Genomic DNA, 25,320 nt, shown 5'->3' with positions numbered 1-25,320 from the left:
ATCACCCGCAAGCGTGGTCAGATCAATGCACTCAATCGCCCGAACAAGCCACGACGCCTGATATTCTTTCTTGATCGAACGACGCGCAGTGATGGTAGCGGCGCGACGTTCCGATGCACTGCGGTTCACAACAATATCCTCAAACCAATCAGCCTTGAGCAAAGTGCCAACGTTGCGGGGAAAATCCATAATCGTGTCAGTCATAATCTTATCGGAGGAAAGCTTAGTGAAACTGGCAGGAATTGAGACCGTCATCCTCGGCCCTTTCTGTGATCGATAAATCTGTTGAGAAGAATGGCAGCGACAATGATGATCCCAGTAACGGTCATCTGATAGAAAGAGCCCCAGCCAAGCAGATTGAAGATGTTTCTGAGCACCTGAAGCAGCATGACGGCAAAGAACGTGCCCAATATGCTGCCACGGCCACCGAAGAGGCTTGTGCCACCCAGCACGACTGCAGCGATTGCATCCAGTTCAAGCCCTTGTGCAGCTGTCGGTTGGCCGATACGCAAACGTGACGTGAGCAAGATGCCAGCGATTGATGCCATGAGGCCCGAAATCGCAAAAACGGCAATGATCATTCCGCGTGTCGGAAGACCGGAAAGGCGCGCTGCTTCGGGATTGCCGCCCGTCGCATAGACATATTCGCCAAACACTGTGAAGCGCAGAATCAAACCCGCGACGATACAAAGAGCGATAAAGATTATACCCATTGATGCTATCGCAAAGCCGGGAAAAATTGGAACCATCGTTGAACTGATCGTCGAAAAGCCTGCGGGTAGACCGCTCACTGGGACGCCGTCGGTCAAGAGATAAGTCAGTCCGCGAAACGAAACCAGACCAGCAAGCGTGATGATGAAACTCGGCACCTGAGCGAGCGCTGAAATTGTGCCCATGGCAGCGCCGCAAGCCATGCCTGCAAAGGCCGTTAAGACAACAGCCACGACCGGGTCATATCCCTGAGACATGAGAACCGCGACCAGCATACCACAAAGCGCTGCGACACTTCCCACCGACAAATCGATATTCCCGGTGAGAATGACGAATGTCATGCCAACGGCCACGACGCCCACAACCGCTGCCTGCTGAAACAGGTTCGCGATATTACCAAATGTAAGAAAGTTGCCGGAAAGCGTTGCGGCGATTGCCACAACCAGCAGGAAAATGACAATGAAATTATACTCCACTGCCAGATTGATCAGCCGCTTGCCCAAGGGAGTTTTGCCTTGAGGAACGGCGAATAATGGTGTGTCAGTGCTGGACATGGTGACTGTCCCCCAGAATTGTTGTTTTCAGGATCGCGTCACGATCGGTTTTTGAAGGATCGTAGCGAGCAATGATGCGGCCTTCATGGAAGACCCAGATGCTATCGCAGGCGGAATAAAGCTCATCCAATTCGCTGCTGGCGACGATAACGGCAGCGCCCTCATCGGCAAGGCGATGCACGAGATTATAAAGATCGGCCTTGGCTCCAATATCAAGACCACGACTGGGTTCATCGAGCAGGAGAATGCGCGCGCCATTGATAATCCATTTGGCCAGAACAACCTTTTGCTGATTGCCACCCGAAAGCTGGATCACCGATTGTTCGGGATAGCCATATTTCGTCGAGAGGCTGGCAAGGATCGGTCGTGTTCGTTCTTTTTGAAAATTGTGACGTGTAAGCCAGCTCGAACGCATCGCAGGCAAAGTCGCATTCTTATAAATCGGCGCGTGAAGGATCAGCCCTTCCGTCTTTCGGTTTTCCGGTACGAGTCCCAAACCCGATTGAATGGCATCTGCCGGATAGCGCGGTTTGAAAGGCCTGCCATCGATGTGAATTTCGCCCTGAAAAGCTCGCGCTCCAAACAGGGACTTGAGAAAACTGGTGCGCCCGGAACCATTAAGGCCCGTGAGCCCGGTCACTTCACCCCAGCGCACCTGAAAGTCATCAATATGAAGTCCTTCATCACCCTTGAGGCTGGTTACTTTCAGGGCGACTTTTCCCGTTACTGGCGGGCGTTCCTGCCGTTCGACCAGCGAGCGTTCGCGGCCAATAATCGCCTCGACCAAGGCTTCATCACCAGTCGAGCTCAAATCAAAGGTCTCAATCGTCTTACCGCCACGCAAAACCGTCACACGGTCGCCGATTTCACGCAGTTCACCAAGACGATGACTGACATAAAGGATTGCCACCCCTTGCCGGGTCAGCTCGCGGATGACTTCGAAAACGCTCTTGAGTTCGGTTTCATTAAGCGCTGCTGACGGCTCATCCATGATAATAATTTTGGCATCCATGGTCAGCGAACGCGCGATTGCCGTGAGTTGCTGGTTTGCGACCGAAAGCGTCTCGACCCGAACATCAGGCGCAAAATTCGCACCCACACGCCTTAACGCTTCAACGGCTTTGCGCCGACGATCCTTTTTTCTCAGGAAACCAAACGTTGTCGGCGCATGTCCGAGAAACATGTTTTCTTCGACGGTCAGTTGCGGAACCAGATCAAGCTCCTGATAAATCATCGAAACGCCAAGGCGGGAAGCTTCAGACGGTGATCTTGGTGAGACGTTCTTGCCGTCTATCGCAACCGTTCCGGTCGAAGGACGCAGCGCGCCCGCAATGATCTTGAGAAATGTCGACTTGCCCGCGCCATTTGCGCCCAGCAGGCAATGTATCTCGCCTTTTTTGATGTCGATTGATGCATGTTCCAGCGCAATAATATTGGGCGGAAACCGCTTGGAAACTTGGCTTACAGACAAAACGCTATGGGACATTTGAAACCTCTAGGGCATGTCGTGCGGTGGCCTCGTCGGTTACGATAACCTTGAGATATCCAGCTGCGAGGGCTGCGACAGCGATATTGTGTTTTTCGGGACCAGAAACGACGCCGATGCTGTGTTGCTTTTTGCAAAGAGATTCGAGACGTAATCCAAGCGTGCGGTCATCAATCGAACTATCGACAATTGCGCCTTTGACATCGACGAAGCGTCCGAGAATATCGCCCACCGCACCCGTATCGCGCAGACGATCAATATCGCTTTCAGTGAGGTAGCCGGAGCTTAAAAGGACAGATTGATGCGTGATACCGCCCATGCCGAAGCAAACGGTTTCCGCCTGTTCGGCGAGCTCCATCACACGTTCGACAATCGGGTCTTCTTCCAGCGCATCGCGTGTGGTCTTCTTGCCAAGAATGGCCGGAACCGGCAGCAATGTGGTTTTACCATTGCCTGCGGCGGCGGCAAATTCTTCGGCAACAGCACTGGTTCTTACCGTCGTTGAATGCAAATGTGTTGATCCGTTGACCAACACCACGTGTAACCCCGGACACCAATTGCTCGGCAAAAATTTCGCTACGGCCGACATGGTGCGGCCCCACGAAACACCAATCAGCTTGGGTTTGGGATGCATGGCCGCAAGATAATTTGCCGCTGCCTGTGCAACGCTTTCCATCAAAAGAGCGGAATCCGTACTCTCGCCGGTCGGCACAACAATGGCATCGTGAAGGTCAAATTGCTGTTGCAACATGATTTCGAGTTCAGTGCGTCGCTGCGCACGCGGCGTGATCTCGATTCTGACAACCCCCAGTTCTTTTGCTTCCGTCATGAGCCTTCCCACCTGCCAGCGGGTGAGCCCGAGCTCCTTGGCGATCTCGCTCTGTGTCCGTTCCAGTTCGTAATAGAGCTTGGCAACGCGCACCATGAGATGTTCGCGCTGTTCGTCGGACGGAAGACGGACGGAAGGGTTCAAACGGGTGTCGTTCATACTGGAGCTCCTGTTGCCTGTCGCGCAGACAACCGATGCAGCGTTGGAGTCAGCACTGCGGTTGCTTCGCGATAAAGCTCCAATGTATCTGCGAACCATGCGCTGCGCACCGCATTGGGATGCAATTCCTCTGTATATGCAGCGCAATTTTTTGCAGCGGTGATCAGATCAGGGAAAAATCCCAGAGCATGTGCCGCACTGACCGACGCACCAATGAGCGAAAGATTATCGCTTTGCGCGACCAAAACAGGGCGTGCAAGGGCATCGACTGTGCTTTGTAACCACAGCGGATTTTTGCAAATACCACCGGCCATAACGATACGGTTGATCGTTACATCGCGCTTTTCCAGAGCATTCAGAACATTGGCCGAACCGAGGGCAATGGAGTCAACGGCGGATGCATAAATATCTGCCCTTCCGTGTCCAAGTGACAGACCTAGCATCGCGCCACGCAAATGACCGTCGCGATAGGGAGTCCGGTTGCCCATCCAGTAATCAAGTGTCAGCAAGCCGGAACCAGCTTTCTGCGCGACACTTGCCTGCTGAATAAGTACCTTATGCTCATCAGCATTAAGACAAAATATCTGACCGCTTAGCCAGTTGAGAATGGAACCAGTAGACACCTGCCCCGCTTCAACCAGCCAATAATCATCCACCAGCGCATTGGGATAAGGCCCCCAAAAGCCGCTGACATCGCCATAGCCAGATAGATGCGTCAGAAACACGTTGGACGTTCCGCCAATCGCCAGCATCGATCCGACTTCAACTGTGTCGGAACCCAGCATGCCGATATGTGCATCAATGCCTCCCTGCGCGATGATCGGGCACGACGAAAGCCCAAGCGCTTCGGCAACGTGCTTTTGAAGCACGCCAATCGTTCCACCCACAGGGATGATGCGCTGTGGGAGTTTGCCCGTCAGGTCTTCAATGCCGAGCTGCTTATAGACTTCCGGGACGAAGTGAGAGGTTCGGGAATCGTAATTCCATTTACACGCAGCGTTCATGCGCGAGCCAACCCATTCGCCCGCAAGCCTGAAATTGATGAAATCAAGCGCTTCACAGATAATATCTGCCTGCGCATATGTTTCCGGCTCATGGCGCGCCAGCCACATTGCCTTCGGCACCAGCCACTCAACCGCATCCCCGCCACCGCTATAAGCCATGACCGGATGATTGACTTCGCTGGTCGCGTGCGCTTCGGCAGTTGCGCGGCAATCCATCCATAAAAGCGCTGGGCGCAGAGGCTTGCCGTCTCTGGTGCATATGGCAACGGTTGATGCCGTGGTTGCAACGCAAATGGCGGCTATATCCCGCATTCCGATTGTTTCAATTGCCTTTCGACCAGCAATCAAAAGTGCATCCCACCATTCGTCGGGCTGCTGTTCGGCCCATCCGGCGCGCGGATAAGTGGTGTTATATTGTGCTTCGGCAACGGCAATCATATTGCGCTGCTCAAGATCATAGACACCGGCGCGCACGCTGCCGGTGCCAAGATCAAAACTAAGAACACATGTCATGTAAATCCTCCCTATACCAACTCCCGATTGGTATATTAGCGTCCCTTGCGATTAGGGACGGAACATGACTTTAGAGAAAAACAGTGATTTGTCAGATTTGAATTTCTCGAACATTTCGGGCAGTTCGGAGAGGTCGATATCATGACTGATCATGAACTCCCACTTCAGATCTCCCGTACCAAGCTTATCCAGCGTCACAGTCCATTGCGGACCCGGATAAGGGGCACCGAATGAATTCCATGATCCATGCAGCGAAATTTCCTGCCGCAAGAAATGCTGAAATGTTTTGGTTTCGAGGGTCACATCTGAGACCGGAATGCCGATGAAGACGACATGACCACCGGGAGCTGCAAGCTTCACCGCCGAATTGATTGATGAAGGATGCCCGGCTGCTTCCACAATAATGTCGCATAGCAAATTCGCAGGGATTTCTTCTCCCGGCAAAAATACATGGCTGGCACCGGCTTCGCGGGCGAGATCAAGCTTCTTTTGTGAAACGTCGATTGCAACGACTTCACTGGCACCCATCAGCTTCATCCATTGGATTGCAAACAGACCAATGGGACCGCAGCCAATGACCGCTCCGCGCTGGCCGATCGTAACACCACCGGCTTTCCAAATTGCATGAAGTGCAATAGATGCAGGATCGGTCATGGCAACCGCGCGAGGATCAATATCCTTGGGGGTCTTCAGAAGATTTTCGGCGGGAACACAGACAAATTCTGCATAGGCTCCATCTCTGCGTGAACCGAAATAATCATAATCGCGGCAGCGCGAAAACTGGCCCTTTTCACATTGATCACATTTCTGGCAGGGCAACATAGGCGGAATGGCAACCAGTTCGCCCAGTTTAAAGCCCTCGACGCCCTCGCCTATCTCGGTAATATGTCCCGAAAACTCATGCCCGCAGATGATGGGCATTTTATGCGCACCCTTGATCAGCATGCGCGGCAGATCAGACCCACAAACACCAACCGAGGCGACCCGTATCATCACATGCCCTGGGCGCAGCTCTGGGGCTGGTACATCTTCGATACGAATATCGCCGGGGGTATATAATACTGCTGCACGCATGGGGAAATCCTGAGTGATTTTGATATTGAGTGTGAATCTGTTGGCTGGATCTGGACAAAGGCCCACCGAGCAGGCCGCTGGATTTCAAACCCAGCGACCCGCTTTTCCTTCGAGCGCTCCTCTAGCGAAGCACTCAAAATTTTAATGTTTACTTTGCGAGTACCTCTGGGCGGTATTCTGCAAACAGGTTGTCATGCGGGAATTTGCTCACATTGTCTTTTGTGACCACTTCCGTTCCGGCATCAACGAACTTAGGTACGTCCTTCTTTGCAGCCGCCTGAATAGCAACCTGAATAGTAACATCGCCCAGATATTGCGGATCGTTAAGCGTTGTCGCAATGTAATGGTCGCCGCTAGACATAGCCTTCAGCGCTTCGGACAATCCATCCACACCGGCAACTGATACGTCATCCCGACCGCTTTCCTGCAAGACCTGCAAAGCACCGAGCGCCATATCGTCATTATGTGCATAAACGACTTTCACATCAGGATTAGCTTGCAACAAATCCTGCATAGCCGTCACTGCATTTGCGCGAATGTATTCAGCATAAGGTCCGGCAACAATCGTGTGCTTGCTGCCTTCAAGCGCCTTATGGAAGCCATCGCGGCGATCCATCATAACTGCGCCGCCAGCATCGCCCTGAATTTCAATGATTTTGGCGCTCTCCACGCCATCAGCTTTCAGCTTGGCAACGACGGCCTCACCGACGAGCTGGCCCATCCTTTTATTGTCGCGGCCGATATGCGCCGTCACACCATCACCATTGACGCTGCGATCAACCGTTATAACCGGGATTCCAGCGTTTACTGCCGCTTCCAGCGACGGCACGACCGCATCCGGGTTTACCGGATTGATGATGATCGCATTCACACCCTGTGTGATGAGATCCTGAATATCGTTGTTTTGCTTACTTACGTCACCATTGGCATCAAGAAAAACAAGCGTGTTGCCCGAAGCCTTAGCCGCAGCCTCAGCACCTTCCTTCAACTGCACGTAAAACGGAGACTGCAAAGTTACCTGACTAAAGCCGATTTTAAGCCCATCAGCCGAGGCGATGGACGGCAACATCAATGACGATGAAAGGGCAGTAAAAGCCACGAGTAGAGTACGACGATTGAGCATTCTTTTCCTCCCTAAGAAACTCGAATCAACAAATGTGAGATTTATGCGCATTTGTTGATTTTGTTTTACGGCAGAATAAGCCACATGTCAAATGCGCGCGTTTACGGCCTTCGCGGTTAATCAAATTTCGGTTGCAGGGGGAGCCTTTGGCGACGATCCAAAGGCCATCAGGCATTTATCAAATGCGTTTTGTGATCGCCAAACACTACAAGAAGCTGGCCAAGCACGACGGGCCGTAGAACATGTTGGCTAAAGTAAAGGGGACAAGCAGGCAGTAAGGCTAGCTTTTAACCACATTCCGCTGCCATAATCCTTTAGAGGGCAATCTAATTTAATTGAACCAGATGGGTGCGCTGAGCTCTTTTGCTTAAAGCATAACCTTATCAATCACTCCTCACTCCAATAGGACTTGTGCTCAAAGCAAACGAGAGGCTGGTATACATCGAGACTTATTCTGGATAGACTTTTTGTTAAGCTGTTGTAATGGCAATTGATATAGCTCCCATGCGGGACTCATGATAACGGTGAGTTGAGTAGTTTGCATTTAACGCCTGCAAGCAGAGGAAACGCGCTTTTCTGCCAGAATGATCTGATGCCGAAGACAGCGTTAATCTCTGCGGGTTAGGCTCAGGATATTATTCGTATGAGTTTGAACTATCCATGGCAAAGGCTTGCAGGCCTGCCGCGTTTGGGTAAGCAGATCATTCTGCTTTTAAGCGACTGTGCCCTACTTTTGCTCAGCGCTTATCTCGCATTTGTCATGCGACTTGGTTTCGTTTTTGTGCCTTCTCATGCACAACTTTTCCTGATTCTTATTGCACCCGTGCTCGCTGTTCCGGTCTTCATCCGCTTTGGGCTTTATCGCGCTATCATTCGCTATCTTGCAGAGCGATCCATCTGGCCAATCTTTCAAGCAACCGCAATTGCAGCGCTATTCTGGGTAGCGCTTGTATTCCTCATGGAACTCTATGGCGGTTCCGGCCTGCCCCGTTCTGTACCATTGCTATACTGGCTTCTAAGCACAGTTCTTATTTCCGCCAGTCGATTTGGCGCGAAGTGGCTTTTGCGCAATGCAGACACCAAAAAGATCTATTCAAGCTCCGCGCTTATTATCGGTGTTGGCGAACCCGGTCGTCAGCTTGCCGCCGCATTGCGAAGCCATAGCGATACGCATGTCATTGGATTTGTCGACCCGAACGGCCGGCTTGATGGCATGGACATAACGGGATTGCGCGTCTATCCCATTGCTCAAATCCCTGAACTCATCGAAAATTACGGCATTAAACAGGTCGTCATTTCCGAGCCTGAGCTAACACAGGAACAACGACAGACACTCGCGCGTCTACTGGGTCGTTTGCCAGTCAGTACACGCATTCTTCCGCCGATTGCTGATCTGACGGCTGGCAAATATCTTGTCAGCGCTTTGCGCAATGTCGAGATTGATGACCTTCTTGGACGCTCTCCCGTACCACCGGATACCAATCTGTTGCGCGAAGTCGTCGAAGGACGTCGGATCATGGTAACCGGTGCTGGCGGATCAATTGGCAGTCAACTTTGTCAGACGATTGCGCAGTGGAACCCGGAATGCATCGTTCTTTTTGAATCAAGTGAGTTTGCGCTTTATCAGATTGAGCGTCAGCTAAAGCAGCTTGCATCCTGTGAAATCATACCGGTTCTTGGCTCTGTGCGAGACAAACACGCGCCCGAAAAAACCATTCGCCAGTACAGCATTGATACAGTCTATCATTGCGCGGCCTATAAGCATGTGCCTCTCGTCGAAAAGAACGTACTCGTCGGCATCTGCAACAATGTATTCGGCACCCTGAACGTTGCGGCAGCAGCACTTGCAACGAATGTTGAGCGCATGGTGCTTATCTCTTCTGACAAGGCGGTTCGACCAACAAACGTTATGGGAGCGACGAAACGCTGGGCGGAACTCGTCGTTTATTATTACGGTACACTTGCCGAAAAAGCTGGTCAGAACAAATCCTTCTATTCCGTACGTTTCGGCAATGTTCTGGGTTCAAACGGCTCGGTTGTTCCGCTTTTTCGCGAACAGATTACCAATGGTGGTCCAATAACGCTTACACATGAAGACATGACGCGCTATTTCATGTCGATCAAGGAAGCGGCCGAGTTGATCGTGCAATCGGGTGCCATTGCAGAATCCGGCGATACGGTTTTGCTCGAAATGGGTGAGCCCGTGAAAGTGCGTGATCTTGCAGAAAACATGATTCTTCTTGCGGGCCTCACCGTACGCAGCAATGACAACCCAAACGGCGATATTGCAATCGAGGTTACGGGCATCCGTGAAGGCGAGAAGATGTATGAGGAACTCTTCTATGATCCGTCACAAGCGCAAGCTACGCGACATCCAAAGATAATGCGTGCGCCAAAAGGCAAGAAGGCGGATGTCGATGTCATGACGAGCCTCAATGCCTTAAAAATAGCAATGGAAGCCGAAGATGTCGATGCTGTCCGCAAAGTGCTTTTTGATATTATAATTTTCTGAAGCTGCCACGGAAGTCCAGTAACAGGATCAGAACGGCAACGATTGCGACGAGCAAGAAAATAACTTGCGCGAGCAAATGGTCAAAACTCAACATCGCGACGGCACAAATTATCAGGATGACGTTAAGAAGCCCGACATGGAAGACAACTTTAAGAACGCTCCAGCCTGATCTTTTTGCAACTTGATAAGCGTGTTTTGAATGGGCTTTGAGGATATTCTCTTTAGCGATCAGACGCAAAATAATCGTCGTACCCGCATCAAGCAAATAATATAGCGGCAACACAAGCGCTACCGCGATATGCGTTTCACGCGCGAGAAGAAGCAATGCCGTTCCCGTTAAAAGACCCAACGGCAGACTACCCGAATCGCCAAGAAAAATGCTTGCGGGTGGTCGGTTGAAGAATGAAAAAGCAAGCAGCCCCCCGGCGACTATTGCCGCAAGCGCACCGCTTTCAACACCCGAAAGCCGCATCATCGTCAAGATAGCGACACCTGCCAACGGGACACCCAGACCCGCGACTGTCATCAAATCCAGTCCGTCCATAAAATTAGTAATGTTAATGGCCGCGACCAGAACGATCACAATCAAGGTCGCCTCAAACCAGTGCGGAAGCAAAGCAGATAAAAGCCGGAAATCTGGCCCCAGACCATAGAGAACCAAACCACTGGCTATGAACTGGGAACCGAACCGCAAAAAAACTGGTAATTCAAATCGATCATCGATTACGCCGATAATCCACAAGAGTGCTGATGCCACCGACAAACACACGGCTAACTCTATCGGAATGCCAAGATCCAGTCCGAGTGTCAGCAGAATGACGAGATAGGCGGGAATAAGTGCCAGTCCACCGATCTGCCGGGCCGGGACGCTGTGATTTGATCGCGAGTTAAACGCTGCCGCAAGAAATGACCGTGGTAGCGATGCAGATAAGATATAAATTCCGGCGCCGCAAAGGATGGCGCTTGCAAAGAATGAAACCAGCAACAAAATCATTGAGAATACCGATCAGAAAATGTCCGTCGGAAGGAGTTACCAGCTTTGTGGTCCGTGGAAAATAGCTCAGCTTAGCGAAGCGATAAATACTCTGTTAGGATATACGCAAATAGGCGGCGCAAACATGATACGCCCAGCCTGCGGTGGACAAATTCCGCTACGCGCTTTAAATCGACTTAAGCCATTTAATTCTAGCAGAAGAGCCCGTCCATGCCGCAAAAAACTGATCTTCTCGTTCCCATCCTGCAAGGCCAGCCTGTTATTCCGGTTTTGGTGATCGAAAAAGGTGAACATGCAGTTCCGCTGGCACGTGCACTTGCTAAAGGCGGCTTACCTGCCATCGAAATTACGCTGCGCACCGCCGCCGCATTGGATGCAATACATGCGGTCGCTTCCGAAGTACCTGAGGCAATCGTCGGTGCTGGCACTATTCTCAATGCAAAGCAGTATGAAGATGCCGCTAAGGCTGGTTCCCGCTTCATAGTCAGCCCTGGCGCTACAAAATATATTCTTGCAGCGGCGAATGACAGCAACGTGCCGCTGCTACCTGCCGCGATCACTCCAAGCGAAATGCTTTCGCTTCGCGAAGAAGGCTACACACATTTAAAGTTTTTTCCAGCTGAACAAGCTGGCGGCGCATCATTCTTAAAGGCATTATCTTCACCTCTGGCAGGAACCGTTTTTTGCCCGACCGGTGGCATCAGCCTTAACAATGCTAAAACCTATTTATCGCTCTCAAATGTCATCTGCGTTGGCGGATCATGGGTTGCACCAAAGGAACTGGTCGAGGCTGGCGACTGGGAAGGGATCACCAAACTTGCAAGCGAGGCTGCTCGCCTAAAAGGATAAGAGGCAAATAGTAGAAATAGAAAAGGGGCCTTAAAGGCCCCTTTTCTTTATCTCTTAACTGCTCAGTTGGTTTCCGTAAACTTTGCAACTGTGAGGAAGGTAACGGCGTTACCGCTGAACTCATTGGCGCGCTCGCTTGGCAGATCCCCACGCTGGAAACCAGCTGTGTAAACCATTGCAGGTGCTGCACGCAGTGCATCGTTACGAAGAACCGGGTTGGTCGCTGGGGACGTTTGCGAAACCGAATCTGATGACATAGCAACCGCAGAAGCTGGCATTGCAGCAGGCTGCACAACCGGACTTGGGCGAGAGGCCGCTCTTGCCACATGACGATCACCCTTCCCTGATGAGCGAGCAATGCTTTTTACGTTCTGACCAATGGATGCAACATTCTGGCGGGGTGGCGTGGCTACAGTCTTGGCAACCGATGCAGTTTTAACCGGCGCAATCTTTACGGGCTCAGGCTTGGCTGCTGCAACGGGCGCAATGTCAAAGTCGTCTTCAGGCGGCGCAATCAGCTCGCCAATTTCATCTCGTTTTGAGACCATCGCCAATTGCGTATTGGCGCGGGGTGCCTCTTTAGGAAGCGGATAAGCGGTTGCTGAGGCCTGCTCCGCAGCATTGCCGGCATCTGCAACTGCAGTTGATGCAACAACCGGATTATTGTTAACGAGTTGCGCAATCGCGTCCTGTGGATTTTGCTGATCACGTTCAGGTCGAGCACCCGGCACGACCGCGGCTGCAATCTGTGTCACGGCTTCCTGCTGTGGCCGCAATGACGGAATTGGAACAAAACCTGTCATGAGCGGATTGGCACCCGCATCCGCGATTTCCTGCGCAACGGCATCAGCAGGCTGTGCCGCAGCAAGTGCTATTGCTTCCTGCGCTGCATTCACCGGCTTGCGCGTGGGAACCGGGATGTTCAATGCAACCACGGGCGCTTCTTCAACTTGCGGTTCTGCAACCGCTGCTTCTGGACGCGGCGCCTGCATCGGCACCGGTGCCTCACGCGTTGGCAAGGATGCAATCAGTGCTTCAGGCTGCTGGACAGGTGCAGGTGGAGTAACTGCTGGAGCCTGACGGCTCGGTGTTGCGCGTGCTGGACGAACCGTCGCTGGTGCTGGCGCAGAATCGTTGCTGTTATCTTCTTCCTCATCAGCACCACCTCCAAACAGTGCGCCGAAGAGTGTCTTGCTCTTACGCGGAGCCGAATTGCTTGCCACCGTGACACTGCCGCCACTCGCTTTTTGTCTTTCAATCATCGCAAGTGCCTGCTGATAGCCGGGCAATGGCTTACCATCAGCTGGAAGGTGGGCCGTTTTACCATCCGGGAACAATGCCAGAAGTTCGCGGCGGCTCATACGCGGCCAGGAGCGCACATTGCCGACGTCCATATGCACAAATGGAGAACCTGAACGAGGATAGTAGCCAACGCCGCCGATCTGGTAGCGCATACCAATGCCACGCAATTTGGCAAGCGGAACACCGGGAATGAAAAAGTCCATGGCGCGACCAAGCGTGTGCTGGCTCTTCTTAGCCACACCACTGGTTTTGGAACGCAACATGTTGTTGGTTGCAGGCGAACGATAAGCGGAGACAACAGTGATATACTGGCTAGAACCCGAGGAACGATAAACCTGCCAAACCAGATCGAATAGACGCGGATCCATTCTGGTCGGCTCGTTGCGGCGCCAATCGCGCAAAAAAACATTCAGCTTTTTGAGACCATCCGGCAAGAAACGGCCATTCTTCTTGAATGTGATCTCCGCCTTTTCGCCGGTGTGCACGTAATAAAGTTTTAACGTGCGGGTTTCAGCCGATGCCTGCGATGGCGCCAGCGCCATAAGCGCAGCCGCAATAATCCCAAATACCGAAACGGACAGCCTGGTCCAGACTTTCGCAAAGCGCGCTTTAATGGTCGATATGCTGCTCATTGAATCGTATCGCCTTACCGTGTTGTCCGCCCAAGGGCCGTATCAGAGACCGTACAAGTGAATATTCGAGAACCCTGATTGTCGGATTTAATGGTTAATAGACGCTTAGTGAACAACAAATGAGGAGACACCATGGCAAAAAAGACACACGACCGCATCTATTTTTAGTATGGTAAAGAAATTATTAACAATCTTCTTCGATGCTGACATTCTGGCAACAGCAACAGGTTAATCCAATAAACTATTGTTTTTCAATGCGTTAAGTGAATTCAACCATTCACAACCCGGCCATTTCCGGTATCATTTTCGGGACTTGTGTCGTATTCGCCTCTACCAGCTATCGACGCCACATCGATGCCATATTCTTTCAGTTTTCGATAAAGGGTGGTCCTTCCGATACCCAAGCGGCGCGCAACCTCACTGATATGACCATCATAATGGGCAATCGCGAAGCGGATCATGTCTTCTTCGGTCGAAGCAAGTGTACGTACTTCTCCCTCGGTTGTGATACCGCTTATAGAGCGTGAGCCAAAACCGTTGACATATGTCTGATTTAGAAACGCATTGTCATTACTTTGGACCGGGACTGTTCCGCCTTCAAACCCAAGATGACGAAAATCGCGAATGGTAAGCGCATGTTCCTCGCATAGAAGAACGGCATGATAGATGGCATTTTTAAGCTCGCGCACATTGCCCGGCCAATGATAGGCCTTGAGGCTTTCCAGCACATATGGAGTGATACCAGTGATATGGCTGAGCCTTTCTTCGCTCGCAAAATGCATGAGGAACTGATGCGCGAGAATTGGAATATCCTCAACACGGTCTTTAAGCAGAGGCATTTCAATCAAAAACGATGAAACAAGATGATAAAGACCGGGATGAAACCGTCCCATATGCACGAGCTCGACCAGCGAATGGCTGTTGGATGCAATAATGCGCGTGTCGGAGAGTTGAGAAGCCTGCATCATTTCGAACACACGAAGCTGCGTCCGATATGACAAAGCGCTTATCTCATCAAAAAACAAAGTGCCGCCTTGTGCTTCGGCAAATTTACCCGCGATCTGGATGGGTGCAGTGCCCGTCTTAAGTGCGAGATTCATATCCGATTGTCCGAACAACACTTCATCGGCATTTTGCTTTGCCAGCGAGCGGCAATCAATAGATATGAATGGCCCTTGCCAGCGCTGACCGCCACTACTGATAGCCCGCGCAAGCGTTTCCTTGCCCGTTCCGACTTCGCCTTCAACAAGCAATGGCGTATCAAGCTGCGTCACACGACGAGCCAGTGTTACGACCTTTTCCATCGATCGGCTTTTCGAGACCATCTCTGCAAGCAGAATATGCGATTTATCATAAGAACGGGTGCGGTTGAGCTCTTGCGTCAGCGAATCAAGTTTGAACGCATTGGCGATTGAGACCTGCACACGCTCAAAAGCCACAGGTTTCGTCAGAAAGTCGACAGCACCTAGCCGGATCGCCTGCATGGCTTTATCCATATTGCCATTCTGCACGAGAGCGATGACAGGTGTGTGGATGCCAGCTTCACGCATTCTCGCAAGAACCGCGCAACCATCCATATCCGGCATGGCGAGATCAAGAAGGATCAGCGCAATGTCTTTGCGACTGCCGATAAATCCAAGCGCACTTATCCCGCCGTCTGCAAGAATAGTGCGATAGCCCATGCGCAGGACTGCCGCCTCAAGGTTGCGGCATTGTATCGGATCATCATCCGCTATGAGGATACGCGTACTCATCGATGCTCTACTACCAGCGGTGTATATGCCGGAATACCCCAATATATTGTACTGAACATATTTCAGGCACTTTTTTTGAAACACCACACCTTACCAATGCAAGCCCAATGCGCGCATTTTGCATATATTCCTCAGAATAGTGGCGCTTTTCTGAACTGAACGCACACCCCTTGGCGACAAGAAAAAGACATGCGAGAAGAGGACAACAGGAGAATGCCAATGACCACTATCACGAACCGTTTTTCAAAGCCTGTCACATCTGACGCTGTCCTTCATATACCAGCCGGAGATACGGCTGCTGCGATAAAGACAGAGCTTGGAGAATTGCCGGAATGGAATCTGGCCGATCTTTATCCTTCTGCCGAGAGCGCCGAGTTGAAGGCCGATCTCGAAAAAGCGGCAAAAGTTGCAAAAGACTTTGAAGCGCGCTGGAAAGGCAAGCTTGGCGAAGAAGCGGCGAAGTCCGATGGCGGCAATTTTGCGCAAGCGATCAAGGAATATGAAGGCTTAAGCGAAGTGATGGGGCGCATCGCGTCTTTCGCTGGCCTTTATTATTATGGCGACACGACCGACCCCAAACGCATGAAGCTTTTTGGCGATGTGCAGCAGAAGCTGACAGACGCAAATACCCCGCTGATTTTCTTCAGCCTCGAAATCAACCGCATTGATGATTCTGTGCTGGAAACGGCGATGAGCGCCAATCCGGCAATCGGTCATTACCGTCCGTGGCTGGAAGATCTGCGTCTCGACAAGCCCTATGAGTTGGAAGATAAGCTCGAACAGCTTTTTCATGAGAAGTCGATCACCGGCTATAGCGCATGGAACCGGCTTTTCGATGAAACCATGTCAAGCCTGCGATTTGAGATTGATGGTGAAGAACTCGCTATCGAGCAGGCGCTTAATCTGTTGCAGGATTCGAATGGTGCAGTGCGCAAAAAGGCGTCCGAAGCGCTCGCCAAAACCTTTGGCGCAAATCTACGCACTTTCACGCTGATCACCAATACGCTGGCCAAGGACAAGGAAATCTCCGATCGATGGCGTGGGTTTGAAGATATTGCAGACAGCCGCCACCTTGCAAATCGCGTGGAGCGCGAAGTGGTGGATGCGCTGGCCAGGGCTGTTGAAGACGCCTATCCGCGACTTTCGCACCGTTATTATGCCTTGAAAGCCAAGTGGCTGGGCCTTGAAAAACTTGAGAATTGGGATCGCAACGCACCGCTGCCGGAAACGCCGCAAGCACTGATTTCATGGGATGAAGCGCGCGAGACCGTGCTTTCGGCCTACGGAAATTTCGCTCCCGAAATGGCCGCTATCGCGCAGGATTTCTTTGACAAGAACTGGATCGACGCGCCTGTGCGTCCGGGCAAGGCACCGGGCGCTTTCGCGCATCCAACCGTACCTTCCGCCCATCCTTACGTTCTGCTCAACTATATGGGCAAGCCGCGCGATGTGATGACGCTGGCTCACGAACTTGGCCACGGTGTGCATCAGGTGCTAGCCGGTGGACAAGGTGCATTGATGGCATCGACGCCGCTCACGCTTGCAGAAACTGCTTCCGTATTCGGTGAAATGCTCACCTTCCGTTCGCTGCTTGAGCGCACCAAGGACAAGCGTGAGCGAAAGGCCATGCTGGCTCAAAAAGCCGAGGACATGATCAATACAGTCGTGCGCCAAATCGCCTTTTATCAGTTTGAGCGCCGCATTCACACCGAACGTCGCGAAGGCGAATTGACAGCCGAACGCATCGGTGAAATCTGGATGGATGTGCAGCGCGAAAGCCTAGGCGATGCGGTGCATCTCAATCCGGGTTACGAAACATTCTGGACTTACATTCCTCACTTCATCCATTCGCCGTTCTATGTCTATGCCTATGCATTCGGCGATTGTCTGGTAAACTCGCTTTATGCCGTCTATCAGAACTCGGAAAAAGGTTTCCAGCAGAAGTATTTCGATCTGCTCAAAGCCGGTGGCACCAAGCATCACAAAGAACTGTTGGCACCATTTGGTCTTGATGCGACCGATCCCGATTTCTGGAGCAAGGGCCTGTCGGTGATCGAAGGGATCATCGACGAACTCGAAGCCATGGAAAACTGAGCAAGTTCGTGACCCACAAGGGTTTGAATAGGCCGAGCGTCCTTTTTCGGGACGATAAGGTGGGTCGTGAAGTTTTCTTCACGGCCCCTTCTGCCATTATTCACGCCAATAAGCCGGAAGAATTCGATGCCGCATGGGAAGACTTGCAGCGCGCGCATGACGATGGGAAATGGCTCGCAGGCTATCTTTCCTATGAGGCAGGATACCTGCTTGAGCCAAAACTGCGGCCGTTATTGCCGGATGGACGACAAGCGCCGCTCATTTGCTTTGGTGTTTTCGACGGTCCATCCGATGAGACTTTGCATCATCGCGGCGACGACGACATCACTTATCTCCGCGAACCAGTAGCTGAATGGTCATTCGAGGATTATGCACCGCGTTTTGAGCGGTTGCACCGGCATTTGCGCGAGGGCGATTGCTATCAGGGCAATCTGACTTTTCGGATCAGTGCTGCATGGGACGGCGATCCTCTGGTGCTGTTTAACAAACTCGCAAAACGCCAGCCGGTTCGCTACGCAACCTATTGCGATCTCGGTGGTCCGATTGTTCTGTCGCGATCACCGGAACTTTTCTTTGAGGTCGATGCTGACGGCTTTATCGAAACGCATCCCATGAAGGGCACCATGCCGCGCGGGGCGACACCTGAGGAAGACGAGAAAAACCGCCAGTTTCTGATGCACGACCCAAAGAATCAGGCGGAAAACCGCATGATTGTCGATCTGCTGCGCAATGACATTTCGCTGATAAGCGAAGTAAGTTCGCTTGATGTGCCCGAACTTTTCCGGGTGGAAACCTATCCAACTGTGCATCAGATGATCAGCCGTGTGCGCGCAAAACTAAAGCCCGACCTTTCCTTGCGTGCGCTTTTTACGGCACTATTTCCCTGCGGCTCAATCACTGGCGCTCCCAAAATCAGCTCAATGGAAATTCTACGAAAGCTGGAAACCGGACCACGCGATATTTACTGCGGTTCCTTGGGCTGGATTGAACCCGGCGGACGCATGCGTTTCAATGTCGCCATTCGAACGCTCTCGCTTCAAAGCCAAAATCGTGCAATTTTCAATGTCGGGGGTGGTGTGGTTTTCGATTCCACAGCGCAAGCGGAGTATGAGGAATGCCTTCTGAAAGCGCAGTTCGCGACGGGTCAGGTGCCAGCAATGTGCAACCCGATTATCAACTGATCGAAACAATGCGCTGGGAGCCGCTTTCCGGCATCCTGCGTTTCGATCTGCATATGGCGCGCCTTGAAAACTCTGCGCGTGAACTCGGCTTTCTTTACAATATGGAGGCCGTTCACCAGAAAATTACCGAAATCTGCGCAGGCGAAAACCCGCTCAGGCTGCGGCTGACACTCGCACCCGACGGTCTGGTTAATATCACGGCCCTACCCTATGAGCCGCTACAACCGCAGACCGTTTGGCGCATCGCGGTTGCCCGCAGTCGTCTTAACCACAACGATCCCCTGCTGCGGCATAAGACGACACGGCGACAGGTCTATATTAGCGCACGCGAAGAATATTCGACCGCCGAAATTGACGAAGTTATCCTGCTTAATGATCGTGATGAGGTCTGCGAAGGCACAATAACATCGATTTTCCTTGATGTTGGCGGTGCCAAATGCATCACCCCAGCCCTTTCCTGTGGCTTGCTGGAAGGTGTGCTACGGCGTGAACTTCTAAACAATGATGTGGTCCAGGAAGGGCCGGTTAAGCTCAGCGATCTTGCAAGTGCGCGCAACATTCTTATCGGCAATTCCTTGCGGGGCATGATCCTCGCAAAATTAGTAACAGTGTAAATTCGTTAAACACGTATTCATGTCATAGGCTTGTGACGTTTCTTTCTTTCTATGAACCTGTGCTATCGTGACAGAATGAGCAGTTCCGCATCCCGGAAATGCCAAGCGCTGCATCCTTGCAGCAGGAGAGAGAAAGAAAATGGCGAAAGCGAAATGGCCAGTCTATGGAGAAATTACCGGCCCTCTTATCATGATCGGCTTTGGCTCGATCGGGCGCGGTACCCTGCCACTGATCGAACGCCACTTCAAATTCGACAGATCCCGTATGGTGGTCATCGACCCATCGGATAAGAACCGCAAAATTCTTGATGAAAAGAAGATTCGTTTCATCAATGAAGCCATCAGTCCCGAAAACTACAAACAAATGCTTGAGCCGCTGTTGAACGATGGTGGCGGTCAGCCTTTCATCGTTAATCTATCGATTGATACAGGTTCGCTCGATCTTTTGCGCTTCAGCCGTGAGCACGGTGCGCTTTATATCGACACGGTGGTCGAGCCATGGTTTGGTTTCTATTTCGATGAAAAGGCCGACAATGCGTCGCGCACAAACTATGCCTTGCGCGAAACGGTACGGGCTGAAAAGCGTAAACATCCTGGCGGTCCCACGGCTGTTTCCTGCTGTGGCGCAAATCCGGGTATGGTGTCGTGGTTTGTAAAAAAGGCGCTGGTTGATCTCGCGACCGAGCTCAAGCTTGAATTTGAAGAACCCGCGTCAGATGACCGTCACGGCTGGGCAAGGCTGATGAAAAAGGCTGGCGTAAAAGGCGTTCACATTGCCGAACGGGATACCCAGCGCGCAAAAGAGCCGAAGCCTTTCAATACATTCTGGAATACCTGGTCTGTAGAAGGCTTTATCGCTGAAGGTTTGCAGCCGGCAGAACTTGGTTGGGGGAGCCATGAAAATTGGAAGCCTAAGAATGCCCGCAAGCAGAAAAAGGGCAACAAGGCTGCCATCTTCCTCGAACAACCAGGGGGCAGCACCCGTATTCGCACGTGGTGCCCGACGCATGGCGCTCAGTTTGGCTTGCTCGTAACGCATAATGAAGCGATTTCAATCGCCGACTTCTTCACTGTGCGCAACAAGAAGGGCAAACTTGAATACCGCCCAACCTGTAATTACGCCTATCATCCTTGCAACGATGCAATTCTATCACTTGATGAAATGTTCGGGGCAAACGGCAAAGCACAGCCCACACAGCATGTGCTTGACGAATCCGAGATACTCGACGGATCGGACGAACTTGGCGTGTTGCTCTATGGTCATGACAAAAACGCGTACTGGTATGGTTCGCAGCTAAGCGTAGAAGAAGCGCGGAAATTGGCCCCCTATCAGAATGCGACTGGTTTGCAGGTTTCGTCTTCGGTGCTGGCCGGGATGGTTTGGGCGCTGGAAAACCCTGAAAGCGGAATCGTTGAGACAGACGAGATGGATTATCGTCGTTGTCTTGAAGTGCAAATGCCTTACCTTGGCCCGGTTAAGGGATATTACACCGACTGGAACCCGCTTGAAGGTCGCGGTAAGCTGTTTGAAGAAGACATAGACACCAAAGATCCTTGGCAGTTCCGTAATATTCTTGTTCGATAAAACAAGTTGGATTGCCCGGCTCCGGTCGGGCAATCGTCTCTCTCTCGCACGTCTTGCCCGAAAGCCGTTACACACTTGTCGGGATGAGCTTGAACAATGCGACAGTTGCGCAACAGTCTTGCAATCCTGATAATAGGGGCTTGTATTCGTGTAAATTTCCATACATCACACGATAAACACTCTTACGGAGAAGATGGACATGAAATCCTTCCGCATCATTGGTTCCACGGCAATTGTATCGCTCACGCTTGCAGGATGTGTTGCAATGGGGCCAGGCGGTGGCGGCAATGTCCCTGTCGTTAATCGTGCGCCTGCCGGTATCAATGGCTCATGGGTCGATCCAAACGGTATCGTCTCATCGTTCAATAATGGCATTTTTGAAACCCGCTCAACAGACACCAACGAAAAGCTGGCAGAAGGCAACTATCGTTTCCAGTCACCCCAGCTCGTTGAAATCGATATGCGTTCGATTGTGCGCGGTACATCATCCCGCGTGAACTGTGCTCTTGTTTCGCAGAACCAGCTCAACTGCACGTCTTCGGCGGGCTCGCGCTTCTCACTGACACGCCGGGCATAATAAATTCTGCAATAACATTCTAAAAGGCATGTGCTTCCCGTACATGCCTTTTTTATTCGCTGTTTTCTTGATTACAGAGACAATTAAACATGCTTTGACATTGTTAGGATTGTAATTTGCCTTTTTTTCTCTAGTTTTCCGGCAAAGCAGGAGTCGGAAAATGAGTGAGACGGATAAAGTGATCGCCACCCCAGTAAGCCTTGCACCCAAACACCCGAAAGTCGGTGTTTTGCTGGTTAACCTTGGCACGCCGGACGGCACCAGCTACGCTCCCATGCGCCGTTATCTGGCCGAATTTCTCTCAGATCGCCGCGTCATCGAATGGCCGCGTATTTTCTGGTATCCGATTCTTTACGGCATCGTGCTTACCGTGCGGCCGAAACGCTCCGGCAAGCTCTATGACCGCATCTGGAACCACGAAAAAAACGAGTCGCCGCTGCGCACCTTTACGCGCTCTCAGGGCGAAAAACTTGCAGAAGCACTTAAAGATCATCCGAACGTCATTGTGGATTGGGCCATGCGCTATGGTCAGCCTTCCATTGAAGATGTGACGGACCGTCTGTTGAAACAGGGCTGCGACCGCATCGTCATGTTCCCGCTCTATCCGCAATATTCGGCAACGACGACGGCAACCGTGAATGACAAATTCTTTGAAGTGCTGATGAAAAAGCGCTTCATGCCAGCCGTCCGCACCATCCCCTCCTATGAAGTCGAACCCGTTTATATCGAAGCGCTGGCGCAATCGATCGAAAAGCATCTGGCAACACTCGATTTCAAGCCGGAAGTGATCCTTGCTTCCTATCATGGCATTCCAAAAAGCTATTCCGACAAGGGCGATCCATATCGCGCACAATGCCTTGAAACATCTCGTCTTTTGCGCGCACGCCTCGGCATGGACGACAAACAGTTCCGCTCCACGTTCCAGTCCCGTTTCGGGCCAGAAGAATGGCTCCAGCCTTATACCGACGAAACGCTTGAAGAATTGGCCAAGCAGGGCGTAAAATCGGTTGCCGTACTTAATCCCGGCTTTGTCGTTGACTGTCTGGAAACGGTAGACGAAATCGGCCACGAAGCTGCCGAGTCTTTTCATGAGGCTGGCGGAGAAAATTTCAGCCATATTCCATGCCTCAATGACAGCGAAGAAGGCATGAAAGTTATCGAAGCGCTGGTACGCCGCGAATTACAGGGCTGGGTTTGATTTGAGGGGATTTAATTAATGACTGGTTTTGACATCACGTTACTGATTTTAGCAGCACTTGTTCTGGCAACCTTGTTTGCGGGCATCAAGACCGTGCCACAGGGCTATAATTATACGGTTGAGCGTTTTGGTCGCTATACGCGCACACTGATGCCCGGACTTAATCTCATTGTGCCGTTTTTTGACCGCATCGGTGCCCGTCTCAATATGATGGAACAGGTGCTTGATGTTCCAACACAGGAAGTCATCACCCGCGATAATGCTATTGTCGGTGTGGATGGGGTTGCATTTTATCAGGTACTGAATGCGGCACAGGCCGCCTATCAGGTGTCCAATCTGCAATATGCAATCCTCAACCTTACCATGACCAATATCCGCAGTGTCATGGGCTCAATGGATCTTGATGAACTGCTTTCAAACCGTGATGCCATCAATGATCGTCTGTTGCGTGTTGTCGATGAAGCGGCGCATCCTTGGGGCCTGAAAATGACCCGCGTCGAGATCAAGGACATCAATCCACCCGCCGATATTATCAGTTCGATGGGCCGCCAGATGAAGGCCGAGCGGGACAAGCGTGCGCAGGTTTTGGAAGCCGAAGGCGACCGCAATGCACAGATTTTGCGCGCTGAAGGTCAGAAACAGTCGCAGATTCTTGAAGCGGAAGGCAAGCTTGAGGCGGCAAAGCGTGAAGCTGAGGCGCGTGAACGCCTGGCAGAAGCGGAAGCTAAGGCGACCACACTGGTTTCTGATGCGGTTGCCAACGGCAATGTTCAGGCGCTGAACTATTTCGTGGCGCAGAAATACACAGAAGCACTCGGTAATATTGCCAGCGCCAAGAACCAGAAGGTCATTCTGATGCCGCTTGAGGCGAGTGCTCTTATTGGCTCACTGGGCGGGATCGGCGCTATTGCCAAAGAAGTTTTTGGCAATAACGCGGCCCCTATTGAGCCAACCCCGGCCGCACCATCGCCGCGTACGCGTAGCGTCCCCACCACCAACCGCAGTTAGTCAGGCGGGGCGTCATGATTATTCATTTCCTGTCACAACTTGGGCTCTGGGGGTGGTTCGTTCTCGGACTTGTCCTGCTCATTCTGGAAATTATGGCACCCGGAATTTTCTTTATCTGGTTTGGCCTTGCAGCCCTTGTAACCGGCGCGCTTGCTTTCCTGCTCGGTTCGATAATGGGCTTTGGCTGGCAAGTGCAAACCGTGCTTTTTCTCGTGCTAGCCGTGATTTTCGCGCTAGCTGGACGCCGTTTTTTTGGCTCCAACGACAGTCAGGACGAACCGCTGCTCAATCGCCGTGGCGATCAGCTTGTCGGTCAGCGCGCAACGTTGAACGAGCCTATCGTCAATGGTCGCGGTCGTATTCATATCAATGATACGACGTGGCGCATTAAAGGGCCTGACTTGCCCGCTGGGACTGAAGTACGGATTGTGTCTTTCGATCCGATTACACTTGAATTTGAAGTGGCTATTTAGGCAAGTAAGTGATTAGGGCAGTATGTTTTTTTACATATTGCCCTACTCACTTATTACCCTAAATCAAGCTACCCCAATACGCAGAAGGTCGTGGAAATGCACAAGGCCAATCGGTCTGTTGTCTTCAACGACGATCAATGCGCCAATATGATGTTCATTGAGAATGCTTAACGCAGCACTTGCCAGCAAATTTTGCTCAATCGTCCTTGGCTTGCGCGTCATGATGTCATCAACCGCAAGTTCCGAAAGATTGCGGCTCAGATTACGCGAAATATCACCATCGGTCACGATGCCCGCCAATGTGCCGTCATTATCAACGACTATCACACATCCAAAGCTCTTTTGAGCCTGTACCTTCATGGCATCCGGCATCAAGGTTCCCACGGCAACCAACGGCAGACGCTCGCCCCTGTGCATGATTTCACGCACATGCGTGAGGCTTGCGCCAAGCGATCCGCCCGGATGGAACGTTTTGAAATCTGTCGGGCTGAAGCCACGCGCTTCGAGAAGTGCAATCGCCAGCGCATCGCCAATTGCCAATTGCATCATCGTGGATGTGGTGGGTGCAAGACCATGTGGGCAGGCTTCCTGCGCCTTTGGAAGCAACAGCACGGTATTTGCCGAGCGGCCCAGAGCCGATTCTTCGCCAGCGGTAATCGCAATTAATGGAATGCGGAAACGTTGCGAATAATTGACGATGCCCTTGAGTTCCGCCGTCTCACCCGACCATGAAATAGCGAGAAGAACATCATTGCGCCCGATCATACCCAGATCGCCATGATTGGCTTCTGCCGAATGCACGAAGAAAGCAGACGTTCCGGTGGAGGCGAAAGTCGCGGCAAGCTTGGTGCCTATGTGACCGCTTTTGCCTACACCTGTGACAACCAGACGGCCTTTAGAGGCAACAATCGTTCTGACTGCTTGCGCAAAAGGAGCAGCAAGGCCGTTGTTCAGCGCTTCTTCAAGCGCCGCAAGGCCAGCATTTTCGGTCCGGATCGTGCGCAAAGCAGAGGCAATCAAATCCTCCGCAGGCGCGGCTTCATGAGTTGTGTCGAGCTTTGTCATGGAGCACAGGGTTAGCGCCTTGATGCCAG

20 protein-coding genes and 1 pseudogene are annotated in these 25,320 nt (G+C 51.9%); 10 read left to right on the top strand and 11 right to left on the bottom strand.

What is annotated here, in order from left to right; genetic code table 11:
• The 7 genes and pseudogenes from CEV31_RS20790 to CEV31_RS20760 form a co-directional block, all read right to left on the bottom strand.
• Positions 1 to 204, bottom strand: a pseudogene (locus CEV31_RS20790) (deoxyribose-phosphate aldolase); the annotation flags it as partial.
• A gap of 47 nt (positions 205 to 251) precedes the next feature.
• Positions 252 to 1,265, bottom strand: coding sequence for an ABC transporter permease (locus tag CEV31_RS20785; protein WP_094510133.1), 1,014 nt, complete (start codon positions 1,263 to 1,265; stop codon positions 252 to 254).
• A complete protein-coding gene (locus CEV31_RS20780) occupies positions 1,252 to 2,751 on the bottom strand; it encodes a sugar ABC transporter ATP-binding protein (protein ID WP_094510132.1) in 1,500 nt (499 codons plus the stop codon). Before CEV31_RS20780 ends, CEV31_RS20785 begins: the two co-directional genes overlap by 14 nt.
• The gene (locus CEV31_RS20775; RefSeq protein WP_094510130.1) at positions 2,741 to 3,739 is read right to left on the bottom strand and encodes a sugar-binding transcriptional regulator; all 999 of its coding nucleotides are present in this window, start codon (positions 3,737 to 3,739) and stop codon (positions 2,741 to 2,743) included. The genes CEV31_RS20780 and CEV31_RS20775 overlap by 11 nt, the downstream gene beginning before the upstream one ends.
• The gene (locus tag CEV31_RS20770; protein WP_094510128.1) at positions 3,736 to 5,256 is read right to left on the bottom strand and encodes an FGGY-family carbohydrate kinase; all 1,521 of its coding nucleotides are present in this window, start codon (positions 5,254 to 5,256) and stop codon (positions 3,736 to 3,738) included. Before CEV31_RS20770 ends, CEV31_RS20775 begins: the two co-directional genes overlap by 4 nt.
• Before the next feature lie 51 nt (positions 5,257 to 5,307).
• Positions 5,308 to 6,330: a galactitol-1-phosphate 5-dehydrogenase gene (locus CEV31_RS20765; protein ID WP_094510127.1), complete on the bottom strand. Its 1,023-nt coding sequence runs from the start codon at positions 6,328 to 6,330 to the stop codon at positions 5,308 to 5,310.
• Positions 6,331 to 6,478: 148 nt separating this feature from the next.
• A complete protein-coding gene (locus CEV31_RS20760; RefSeq protein WP_094510125.1) occupies positions 6,479 to 7,453 on the bottom strand; it encodes a substrate-binding domain-containing protein in 975 nt (324 codons plus the stop codon).
• A 643-nt stretch (positions 7,454 to 8,096) separates the two neighbouring features.
• On the opposite strand from CEV31_RS20760, the gene CEV31_RS20755 reads away from it, so the two are divergent.
• Positions 8,097 to 9,965 (top strand): polysaccharide biosynthesis protein, encoded by a 1,869-nt coding sequence (locus CEV31_RS20755; protein ID WP_094510123.1) that lies wholly within the window; start codon positions 8,097 to 8,099, stop codon positions 9,963 to 9,965.
• Here the strand turns inward: CEV31_RS20755 and CEV31_RS20750 are convergent.
• Positions 9,952 to 10,959 carry an MraY family glycosyltransferase gene (locus CEV31_RS20750; protein ID WP_094510122.1) on the bottom strand — a complete coding sequence of 336 codons (1,008 nt, stop codon included), beginning with the start codon at positions 10,957 to 10,959 and terminating at the stop codon, positions 9,952 to 9,954. The genes CEV31_RS20755 and CEV31_RS20750 overlap by 14 nt on opposite strands.
• 210 nt (positions 10,960 to 11,169) lie before the next feature.
• Here CEV31_RS20750 and CEV31_RS20745 point away from each other — a divergent pair, with 210 nt between their 5' ends.
• The gene (locus tag CEV31_RS20745; RefSeq protein WP_094510121.1) at positions 11,170 to 11,808 is read left to right on the top strand and encodes a 2-dehydro-3-deoxy-phosphogluconate aldolase; all 639 of its coding nucleotides are present in this window, start codon (positions 11,170 to 11,172) and stop codon (positions 11,806 to 11,808) included.
• Between the two features lie 62 nt (positions 11,809 to 11,870).
• On the opposite strand, the gene CEV31_RS20740 is transcribed toward CEV31_RS20745, so the two are convergent.
• The gene (locus CEV31_RS20740) at positions 11,871 to 13,742 is read right to left on the bottom strand and encodes a DUF882 domain-containing protein (protein ID WP_094510119.1); all 1,872 of its coding nucleotides are present in this window, start codon (positions 13,740 to 13,742) and stop codon (positions 11,871 to 11,873) included.
• Between the two features lie 269 nt (positions 13,743 to 14,011).
• Positions 14,012 to 15,496, bottom strand: coding sequence for a sigma-54-dependent transcriptional regulator (locus CEV31_RS20735; RefSeq protein ID WP_094510118.1), 1,485 nt, complete (start codon positions 15,494 to 15,496; stop codon positions 14,012 to 14,014).
• A 219-nt stretch (positions 15,497 to 15,715) separates the two neighbouring features.
• Here CEV31_RS20735 and CEV31_RS20730 point away from each other — a divergent pair, with 219 nt between their 5' ends.
• The 8 genes from CEV31_RS20730 to CEV31_RS20695 all read left to right on the top strand — a co-directional run bounded on the left by CEV31_RS20730 (position 15,716) and on the right by CEV31_RS20695 (position 24,226).
• Positions 15,716 to 17,590: a M3 family oligoendopeptidase gene (locus tag CEV31_RS20730; protein ID WP_169717421.1), complete on the top strand. Its 1,875-nt coding sequence runs from the start codon at positions 15,716 to 15,718 to the stop codon at positions 17,588 to 17,590.
• 8 nt (positions 17,591 to 17,598) lie between these two features.
• A complete protein-coding gene (locus CEV31_RS20725) occupies positions 17,599 to 18,771 on the top strand; it encodes an aminodeoxychorismate synthase component I (protein ID WP_094510116.1) in 1,173 nt (390 codons plus the stop codon).
• A complete protein-coding gene (locus tag CEV31_RS20720; RefSeq protein ID WP_094510115.1) occupies positions 18,705 to 19,385 on the top strand; it encodes an aminotransferase class IV family protein in 681 nt (226 codons plus the stop codon). The genes CEV31_RS20725 and CEV31_RS20720 overlap by 67 nt, the downstream gene beginning before the upstream one ends.
• A 139-nt stretch (positions 19,386 to 19,524) precedes the next feature.
• Positions 19,525 to 20,970, top strand: a complete 1,446-nt coding sequence (locus tag CEV31_RS20715; RefSeq protein ID WP_094510113.1) for a homospermidine synthase — start codon at positions 19,525 to 19,527, stop codon at positions 20,968 to 20,970.
• Positions 20,971 to 21,169: 199 nt separating this feature from the next.
• Complete coding sequence (omp10, locus tag CEV31_RS20710) at positions 21,170 to 21,547, top strand: outer membrane lipoprotein Omp10 (RefSeq protein WP_094510146.1); 378 nt, start codon at positions 21,170 to 21,172, stop codon at positions 21,545 to 21,547.
• Positions 21,548 to 21,707: 160 nt separating this feature from the next.
• Positions 21,708 to 22,745, top strand: a complete 1,038-nt coding sequence (hemH, locus tag CEV31_RS20705) for a ferrochelatase (protein WP_094510112.1) — start codon at positions 21,708 to 21,710, stop codon at positions 22,743 to 22,745.
• Between the two features lie 18 nt (positions 22,746 to 22,763).
• A complete protein-coding gene (locus tag CEV31_RS20700; protein ID WP_094510111.1) occupies positions 22,764 to 23,753 on the top strand; it encodes an SPFH domain-containing protein in 990 nt (329 codons plus the stop codon).
• A gap of 14 nt (positions 23,754 to 23,767) precedes the next feature.
• Positions 23,768 to 24,226 (top strand): NfeD family protein, encoded by a 459-nt coding sequence (locus CEV31_RS20695; RefSeq protein WP_094510109.1) that lies wholly within the window; start codon positions 23,768 to 23,770, stop codon positions 24,224 to 24,226.
• Positions 24,227 to 24,289: 63 nt separating this feature from the next.
• On the opposite strand, the gene CEV31_RS20690 is transcribed toward CEV31_RS20695, so the two are convergent.
• Positions 24,290 to 25,291: a KpsF/GutQ family sugar-phosphate isomerase gene (locus CEV31_RS20690; protein WP_094510145.1), complete on the bottom strand. Its 1,002-nt coding sequence runs from the start codon at positions 25,289 to 25,291 to the stop codon at positions 24,290 to 24,292.
• Positions 25,292 to 25,320 lie beyond the last annotated feature (29 nt).

This window comes from Brucella thiophenivorans (assembly GCF_002252445.1).
In the GTDB taxonomy this organism is placed as follows: domain Bacteria; phylum Pseudomonadota; class Alphaproteobacteria; order Rhizobiales; family Rhizobiaceae; genus Brucella; species Brucella thiophenivorans.
The sequence above is the reverse complement of the archived record's forward strand: the minus strand, read 5'-3'. Positions and strand labels throughout refer to the sequence as shown.